The 7,612-nt window shown below is 64.1% G+C and carries 8 protein-coding genes and 2 pseudogenes; 2 read left to right on the top strand and 8 right to left on the bottom strand.

Annotated features, from left to right (window positions below; all coding sequences use genetic code 11):
• Positions 1–640, top strand: a pseudogene (locus tag EN943_RS32320) (cobyric acid synthase CobQ); the annotation flags it as partial.
• 283 nt (positions 641–923) lie between these two features.
• On the opposite strand, the gene EN943_RS32325 reads toward EN943_RS32320, so the two are convergent.
• The 4 genes from EN943_RS32325 to EN943_RS32340 form a co-directional block, all read right to left on the bottom strand.
• Positions 924–1,343, bottom strand: a complete 420-nt coding sequence (locus EN943_RS32325) for a VOC family protein (protein WP_127416052.1) — start codon at positions 1,341–1,343, stop codon at positions 924–926.
• A gap of 71 nt (positions 1,344–1,414) precedes the next feature.
• Complete coding sequence (locus tag EN943_RS32330; RefSeq protein WP_127416053.1) at positions 1,415–2,245, bottom strand: AraC family transcriptional regulator; 831 nt, start codon at positions 2,243–2,245, stop codon at positions 1,415–1,417.
• A gap of 102 nt (positions 2,246–2,347) precedes the next feature.
• Positions 2,348–2,518, bottom strand: coding sequence for a hypothetical protein (locus EN943_RS32335; RefSeq protein WP_127416054.1), 171 nt, complete (start codon positions 2,516–2,518; stop codon positions 2,348–2,350).
• A 52-nt stretch (positions 2,519–2,570) separates the two neighbouring features.
• A complete protein-coding gene (locus EN943_RS32340) occupies positions 2,571–3,356 on the bottom strand; it encodes a TSUP family transporter (protein ID WP_127416055.1) in 786 nt (261 codons plus the stop codon).
• A 150-nt stretch (positions 3,357–3,506) separates the two neighbouring features.
• On the opposite strand from EN943_RS32340, the gene EN943_RS32345 reads away from it, so the two are divergent.
• Positions 3,507–3,938 (top strand): TerB family tellurite resistance protein, encoded by a 432-nt coding sequence (locus EN943_RS32345; RefSeq protein ID WP_127416056.1) that lies wholly within the window; start codon positions 3,507–3,509, stop codon positions 3,936–3,938.
• A gap of 20 nt (positions 3,939–3,958) precedes the next feature.
• Here EN943_RS32345 and EN943_RS32350 read toward each other — a convergent pair whose 3' ends face one another.
• The 4 genes and pseudogenes from EN943_RS32350 to EN943_RS32365 all read right to left on the bottom strand — a co-directional run.
• Positions 3,959–5,581 carry a dipeptide ABC transporter ATP-binding protein gene (locus tag EN943_RS32350; RefSeq protein WP_127416057.1) on the bottom strand — a complete coding sequence of 541 codons (1,623 nt, stop codon included), beginning with the start codon at positions 5,579–5,581 and terminating at the stop codon, positions 3,959–3,961.
• On the bottom strand, positions 5,578–6,447 hold the full coding sequence (locus tag EN943_RS32355) for an ABC transporter permease (RefSeq protein ID WP_127416058.1): 870 nt from the start codon (positions 6,445–6,447) through the stop codon (positions 5,578–5,580). Before EN943_RS32355 ends, EN943_RS32350 begins: the two co-directional genes overlap by 4 nt.
• Entirely contained in the window at positions 6,444–7,391 is a 948-nt protein-coding gene (locus EN943_RS32360) for an ABC transporter permease (RefSeq protein ID WP_127416059.1), read from the bottom strand. The genes EN943_RS32355 and EN943_RS32360 overlap by 4 nt, the downstream gene beginning before the upstream one ends.
• A gap of 13 nt (positions 7,392–7,404) precedes the next feature.
• Positions 7,405–7,612, bottom strand: a pseudogene (locus EN943_RS32365) (ABC transporter substrate-binding protein); the annotation flags it as partial.

Consider the following 7,612-nt stretch of genomic DNA (forward strand, 5'->3'; position numbering starts at 1 on the left):
GGCCGAGCCGCGGGTCGAGGTGGTGTTCGTGCCGCCGGGAAAGCCGCTGCCCGCCGATGCCGGTCTGGTGGTCATTCCAGGCTCGAAGTCGACCATCGGCGATCTTCTGAAGTTCCGCGAGAACGGCTGGGATCGCGACCTGCTCGCGCACCGCAAGCGCGGCGGCCATGTCGTCGGCATTTGCGGTGGTTTCCAGATGCTGGGCCGTGCTGTGCGCGATCCCGACGGCATCGAGGGCAGCGTCACCGAAGCCGAAGGGCTCGGCCTGCTCGACGTCGAAACGGTGATGGAACCGGAAAAGACGGTGCGCAACGTCAGCGCCCGTTCGGTGCCGTTCGACCTGCCGCTCGAAGGCTATGAAATCCATCTCGGCCGCACCACCGGGCCAGATACGCTGAGGCCGTCGGCAATCATCAATGGCATCGAGGATGGGGCGGTGTCGGCCGACGGCAAGGTGATCGGCACCTATATGCACGGCCTGTTTGGCGCCGACGGCTTTCGCGCCGCCTATCTTGCGAGTCTTGGCGTCAGCGGCGGCGGTGTGGATTATCGCGCCGAGGTCGAGAAAGCGCTGGACGACATCGCGGCCGAGTTGGAGGTTAATCTCGACTGTGACGCGATTTTTGGGTTGGCTCGATAGTGCCCCGTGGGCAAACCACCTTGGCAAATAGTGACAACGCCCATCACGTCGTCATCCACGGGCGGAGCAAGGAGCGCAGCGACGCCGCGCAGACCCGAGGATCCATGCCGGGACTCGGAAGCGTTGCTTCGGTGCAGAATTCTGCTCCGCTGCACTCCACGGCCAGGGTCGCGGCATGGATCCTAGGGTCTCCGCGACGCCGCTTCGCGGCTGCTCCGCCCTAGGATGACGAAGTTGGGAGCTTCGGCCAATCATCGATGATTGGCCACCGTAATAAACGATGTCAGCCCTTCTCGCCTGCCTTGGGCCAGTAGGTGCCGAACGACCAGACGTTGCCTTCCGGGTCGCGGCAGATGAACTCGCGGCTGCCATAGTCGCGGTTGGTCAATTCCTGGATGATCGTGGCGCCGGCCGTCCTGGCCTTGGCATAGGCGGCATCGGCATCATCGACGGCAATGTAGATCGACTTGCCGCCGCCTGAGCCGGGCTCGCCGACCATCTTGCCGTAGTCGTCGTCGCGCACCGTGCCCAGCATGATCATCGAGGAGCCGAAGACCAGTTCGGCATGGTGCACGACATCGCCTTCACCATAGCGGGCACGAACGCTGAAGCCGAAGGCTTCGCCCAGCCAGTCGATCATTTTTGCCGCGTTCTTGTAGCGCAAAGCGGGGTAAAGCCGCGGTGCTTCAGTGGTGGTGGGCATGGGAACTCCTTCGGTTGGGTTGGTCGATGTCCCACTGTCGTCGAAGGCCGTCCCAAGGTCTTGAAGAAATGTTACCTGATTGAAAGCGCGGTTGGCGTCTCGCCGGCGAGGTCGCGGAACTCGCGCACCAGATGCGCCTGGTCGGCATAGCCGCAATCGGCGGCAATATCCGCCCAGTCGGCCGCCGGCTGCCTCGACAGGCCGAGCGCCCGGTTGAAGCGCACGATGCGCGACAGCGTCTTGGGGCCGATGCCGATGGCGTTGGAAAAACCGGCGGCGAGATGTTTGCGGCTCCAGCCCAACCTTTCGGCGATCGATGCAATGCGGGTCCGGCCGCCGGATGCGATGATGCGGTCATAGGCCCAGCCGATTTCAAGCGGCGTCTCGGGGGCATTCTCAAGACGGGCGGTGACGAAGGCTTCGGCCATATCGAAACGCGTCGTCCAATCCGGCGCATTACCCAGCCGTTCACGCAGCGCCAAGCCTTGCGCGCCAAGCAGGTCGCCGATGACGACCATGCTGTCTGTCAGTTCGCTCATCTGCAGGCGGAAGAAACGGCGTGCACCAAGCGGCGTGAAGTTGACCTGGACGCAGCAGGCGCCGCCGAAGGATTCGATCACCACCGGTCCGGCAAAGAGGCCGGCGGCGAAACTGGCGAAGCGGTCATTGTCGCCGGGCGCCTTGCCGAGGCCGATGGCGAAGGGTTCGGCGAAGCTGATGACCAGCGGTACGGTGAGCGACGCGTATTCGACGTTGCGCATATGGCCGGGCGCCATTTCGCGATAGCCGCAAATGTCCGACACAATGCCCTGAAGTCGAGGATCGGGCAGGCGCCGGCGCATCTCAAATCGCCCGGCGACGGACCGATCCTGTTCTTGCTGGGGTTGCATCTCGACGGGCATCGGCCATCCTTGCGCCAAGTCAAATCTAGCAGACCCGGGGCCGGAATCAAAAGCGCCCGGCTTTTGGCCGGGCGCTCCTCGTTCCGACTTCAAGGGAAATGGTCAGGCGCCGCGCATCAAGCAGCCGCCGGCAAGCACGATGAAAGCAATAAGAACAATCCACACCGATGCGAGTGGAATGAATGAGAGAACACCAAGCGCGGCGAGTGCCCCGATGATGGCGATAACAACGGAAATGATAAAAACGATCTGTGTAGGTGCGCTAAGATTCATGTGTGGCTCCTCCAACATGATTCGAACAGCAGCATTCTATCAGGGCGCGTGATCACACACCAATCAGGGCCCGCAGCGGGTTCGCCGGGTCGGCCAGCAGCTTCACAGCAAGCGCCAGGCACACGATCACCAGCAGCGGCTTGATCAGTTTTGCGCCGATGCGCATGGCCAGGCTGGCGCCGACGCGGGCGCCGATGAACTGGGCGACGCCCATCATCAGGCCGATCTTCCAGTAGACGACGCCGAAGGCCGCGAAGACGATGAAGCCGCCGATGTTGGAGGCGAAGTTGAGCAGCTTGGTATGCGCCGTCGCCTTGAGCACGCCGTAGCCGGCAAGCGCCACGAAGGCCAGCATGTAGAAGGAGCCTGCGCCCGGTCCAAACAGGCCATCATAGAAGCCGATGGCGGGCACCAGGGTCAGTCCGAACAGGAACGGCGACAGGCGCTCAGCGCGGTCGACATCGTTCATGTTGGGCTTGAACGCGAAGTAGAGCGCGATGGCGATCAGCACGATAGGCAGGGCAGCCCGCAGAATGTCGCCCGGCACGATCGTTGCCAGCAAGGCGCCGACGGCGCTTCCGACAAGGGCCAGAAGCGCCGACGGCAATTGCCGGCGCAGATCGACATGACCCTTCGATGCGTAGTGGATGGTCGCCGAGCCCGAGCCGAACATGCCTTGCAGTTTGTTGGTGGCGAGCGCCTGGACCGGCGTGAAGCCGGCAAGCAGCAGTGCCGGCACGGTGATCAGCCCGCCGCCGCCGGCGATCGAATCGACAAAGCCCGCGGCGAAGGCGGCGAAAGCGAGCATGGCGACGGTCTGGATACTAAGGTCGATCATCTGATGTATGGAGGTGTCCGGCCGGCTCAAATATCGAGCGTTCGACCACGGCCGCCCTGTTTGCGCAAGATCGATTCCGCGCTACCTCTATCCCAGCGCATCGCGCGTGGATTTGTGTTTGTGTGTAGTCAACCCGGAAAGAGGCACCTGATGGCATTCGCATTGCTGGACCAGATACGTCAGATCTTCGACGGCGACCCGGGTGTGCGCAAGGTGGCGGACGATCCGGTCCTGTCGGCGGAACTGCTGATGCTGTTTCGCATGATCCTGGCCGACGGGTCGGTCAGCGAGAGCGAGATGGTTGCCTTCCGGCGCATCTGCAAGGACGCTTTCGGCATTGCGGAAAGCAGCATCGACAGCGTCATCGAATATCTCAACGAGTTCGGCTACGAGACCAACGGCTCGCAGGCGATTGCGCTGTTCCGCGACCTCGACGTCGAGCGGCGCCGGCAATTGGCCCAGCATATGGCGGAGATCGCCAAGGCCGATTCGCAACTGGCCGAGAGCGAGGTGCGGCTGCTGCGCCGCACGCTCGACCTGCTCGACATCAGCCCGGTCGATGTGGTGAAGCCGCAGGAGTGATTGGGCGCCTTCTCTCCTGATCAGCCTTGCTCTCGCAGCCGCTTCGCGATCGACCGGTGCAAATCAGGGGCGGCGGAGACAAGCGCCTTGGCAGCCTCGGACTGCGGGTGGTCGAGCACCTCGCTCGTCTTGCCGCGCTCGACGATCTTGCCGTCATGCATGACCAGCACCTCGTCCGTGATGGCGCGGGCCACCGTCAGGTCGTGGGTGATGAAGAGATAGGCGATACCGAGCTTCTGGTTGAGCTCGGCGAACAAATCGAGGATCTGGGCGCGGATCGAGACGTCGAGCGCCGAGACCGGCTCGTCGGCGACGACCAGTTTGGGGCGGGTGATGATGGCGCGGGCGATCGACAGGCGCTGCCGCTGACCGCCGGAAAATTCATGGGGGTATTTGTCCATGTCGCTGATGCCGAGGCCGACTTCGTGCAGCGCATGCGCCACCATTTCGCGGCGCTCGGCGCGTGTCGGCTTTTTCTCCAGCACATGCAGGGGTTCGGCGACCAGTTTTTCGACCTTCTGGCGCGGGTCGAAGGATCCGTAGGGATCCTGGAAAACGACCTGCACGTCACGTCGCGCCGGCTTCAGTTCGACTTGGCTCTTGCCGGTGATGGTCTCGCCGCGAAACCGGATCGAGCCCGATGTCGGCCGATCCAGCGCCAGGATCATGCGGGCGAGCGTCGACTTGCCGCAGCCGGAGCGACCAACCAGTGCCACTGACTGACCCGGCGCCATCGACAGCGAGACATCGTCGACGGCGCGGATACCAGGCGCGCGCTTGAACAGCGAAGTGCGCCGGCCGGGATAGTCGCGGGTCACGCCCTCGACCTGAAGCAAAGGGCGGCCCGTCTCGATGCCATGCGGCCTGGCGCGCGCCGGCACATGCATCGAGGCCTGCGCCAGCTGGCGCGTGTAGGGATGGAGCTGTTCGGACAGCGTGCGCGCCGTGTCGCCGGCCTCCATCACCTCGCCATGGCGCAGGATAGTGACGCGGTCGGCCATCTCGGTCACCACGGCGAGGTCGTGCGAGATCAGGAGCAGGCCCATGCGGCTTTCGGCGACGAGGTCGCGCAACAGGTCGAGGATCTGTGCCTGCAGCACCACGTCGAGCGCCGTCGTCGGTTCGTCGGCGATCAGCAGCTTCGGCTTCAGCGCGCAGGCGATGGCGATGACGACACGCTGGCGCTGGCCGCCTGACAGTTCGTGCGGATAGCGCGACATCGGGAATTTCGCTTCGGGCAAGCCGACGCGGTCGAGCATCTTTCGCGCCCGGGCTTCGGCCTCGGCACGGCTGGCCTTGGTGTGCCAGCGTATGCCTTCGGCAACCTGTTCGCCGATGGTCTTGACCGGATTGAGCGCCGTCATCGGCTCCTGGAACACCATGCCGATGTCGTCGCCGCGCAACGCGCACATCTGGTCCTCGGTTGCTGCCAGGATGTCGATGCCGTCGAATGTGACGCGTCCGCTGGCGCGCGCCGCATGGGGCAGGAGCTGCATCACCGTCAGCGCGGTCATCGATTTGCCGGAACCGGATTCGCCGACCAGTCCCATCACCTCACCGGGCGCGACGGAAAGCTCCATGCCCTTGAGGATCTGCGTGTCGCCGATGGTCAGCGACAGGTTCTCGATGCCGAGCAGGCTCATCGCTGCCGCCGCGATTTTGGATCGAGGATGTCGGCGATGCCGTCGCCCAGGAGGTTCAGCCCCAGCACGGCGACAACGATCGCCATGCCCGGAAAGATCGCCATCCATGGCGCCACCACCATGCGGGTCTGCGCGTCGAACAGCATGCGGCCCCAGCTCGGCATGGGCGGCTGCGCACCCAGGCCCAGATAGGAAAGCCCGGCCTCGGCCAGGATGCCCAGCGCGAACTGGATGGTGCCTTGCACCAGGAGCAGCGTGGCGATGTTGGGCAGCACATGTTCGATTGTGATCTGCGCGCTGCTCTTGCCGGCGGCGCGTGCGGCGAGAATGAACTCGCGCGGCCAGATCGCCAGCGCGCCGGCCCGGGCGACGCGCGCAAAGACCGGGATGTTGAAGATGCCGATGGCGATGATGGCGTTGACGGCACCTGGCCCGAAGATGGCGGTGATCATGATCGCCGACAGCAAAGCCGGGAAGGCGAAGACGAGGTCGTTCAGCCGCATCAGTGCCTCGTCGACGAGGCCGCCGCGTGCTGCGGCAAAGGTGCCGAGCGGCACGCCGACCCCCATGCCGATGCCGACCGCGACCAGCGCCACGGCAATCGAATTGCGGGCGCCGACCATGACCATCGACAGGATATCGCGGCCGAAATGGTCGGTGCCGAACCAGTGCGCCAGCGAGGGTGCCTGCGTCTTGTCCGATATCACCAGTTTCGTGACGTCGTAGGGCGTCCAGGCATAAGAGATTACAGCCATTGCCAGGATCATGAGGGTGATGACGAAACCGGCAACGAAGGCGGTATTCCTGAACGCCTTGGTCAGGATGCTGCCGAACGTCTCTTCGGGGATGTCTATGTGCAGCGTCATTGCTGGCTTCTCAGACGCGGATCGACCACCGCATAGGAAAGATCGACGAGAAGGTTGACGGCGATGACGGCGGCGACCAGCAGCATGACGACGCTTTCGACGACGATCAGGTCGCGCTGGGTGATGGCCTGGAACACCAGCCGGCCGAGGCCGGGCAGGTAAAAGACATTCTCGATGATGATGGTGCCGGCAAGCAGGAAGGCGAACTGCAGGCCCAGAATGGTCAGCACCGGGATCATGGCGTTGCGCAGTGCATGCCGCCACAGCACAGCTCGGTAGGGCAGGCCCTTGGCGCGGGCGGTGCGGATATAGTCCTCGTTCAGCACCTCGATCAGCGCCGAGCGGGTGACGCGCGCCAGGATCGCGGCTTGCGGCAAGGCAAGCGCCACTGCCGGCAGCAGCAGCGACTTCAAGGCTGGCCAGATGCCGGCACTCCAGCCGGGAAAGCCGCCGGCAGGGACCAGCCGCAGCCAGACGGCGAAGACATAGATCAGCATCAGCGCGAACCAGAAATTGGGTACGGCAACGCCAAGCTGTGCGGCGCCCATGGAAATCGTGTCGCCGGCGCGTCCACGCCGGCTGGCGGAAAACAGGCCGACCGGAATGGCGATGATTGTGGAGAGTGCAAGCGCAATCAGCGCCAGCGGCAGCGACACCGCCAGCCGCTCGCGCACCAGATCAAGGACCGGCACCGAATAGGTGTAGGAGCGGCCGAGATCGAGACTGAGCAGGCCGCCGGCCCAGTGCAGATAGCGCAAGGCCAGTGGCGCGTTGAGGCCCATCTGGTTGCGCAGCAGCTCGACCTGGTCGGCGCTGGCATTCATGCCCAGCATTAGCCGCGCCGGATCGCCGGGCAGAATCTCCAGGACGGCGAACACCACCATGGAAGCCAGCACCAGCGTGGCGATGGCGATGGCGAGGCGTTTTAGGAGGTAGGCGGTCATGGAAGGCGGGGGATCACTCGCTCCACTTCACCTTGGTCAAATCATTGGCCTGGATCGGGGCGTTTTCCCACAGCCCTTGCAGCTTGGCGTCCCAGACGCCGATCTTTGGCAATTCATAGAGGAAGCCGACCACCGCATCGTCGGCCAGGATCTTCTGCGCTTGCCCCAGCAATTCCTTGCGCTTGGCTTCGTCGGAGGTGACACCGAGATCGGCAATCACC

The organism is Mesorhizobium sp. M7A.F.Ca.US.006.01.1.1 (assembly GCF_003997935.1).
In the GTDB taxonomy this organism is placed as follows: domain Bacteria; phylum Pseudomonadota; class Alphaproteobacteria; order Rhizobiales; family Rhizobiaceae; genus Mesorhizobium.

Bases quoted from the DNA above. Each gene is read 5' to 3' on its own strand.
- EN943_RS32350 (WP_127416057.1), bottom strand. From the start codon at position 5,581: ATGAGCCTGCTCGGCATCGAGAACCTGTCGCTGACCATCGGCGACACG.
- EN943_RS32330 (WP_127416053.1), bottom strand. From the start codon at position 2,245: ATGCCCGTCGAGATGCAACCCCAGCAAGAACAGGATCGGTCCGTCGCC.
- EN943_RS32355 (WP_127416058.1), bottom strand. From the start codon at position 6,447: ATGACGCTGCACATAGACATCCCCGAAGAGACGTTCGGCAGCATCCTG.
- EN943_RS32325 (WP_127416052.1), bottom strand. From the start codon at position 1,343: ATGCCCACCACCACTGAAGCACCGCGGCTTTACCCCGCTTTGCGCTAC.
- EN943_RS32345 (WP_127416056.1), top strand. From the start codon at position 3,507: ATGGCATTCGCATTGCTGGACCAGATACGTCAGATCTTCGACGGCGAC.
- EN943_RS32360 (WP_127416059.1), bottom strand. From the start codon at position 7,391: ATGACCGCCTACCTCCTAAAACGCCTCGCCATCGCCATCGCCACGCTG.
- EN943_RS32340 (WP_127416055.1), bottom strand. From the start codon at position 3,356: ATGATCGACCTTAGTATCCAGACCGTCGCCATGCTCGCTTTCGCCGCC.
- EN943_RS32335 (WP_127416054.1), bottom strand. From the start codon at position 2,518: ATGAATCTTAGCGCACCTACACAGATCGTTTTTATCATTTCCGTTGTT.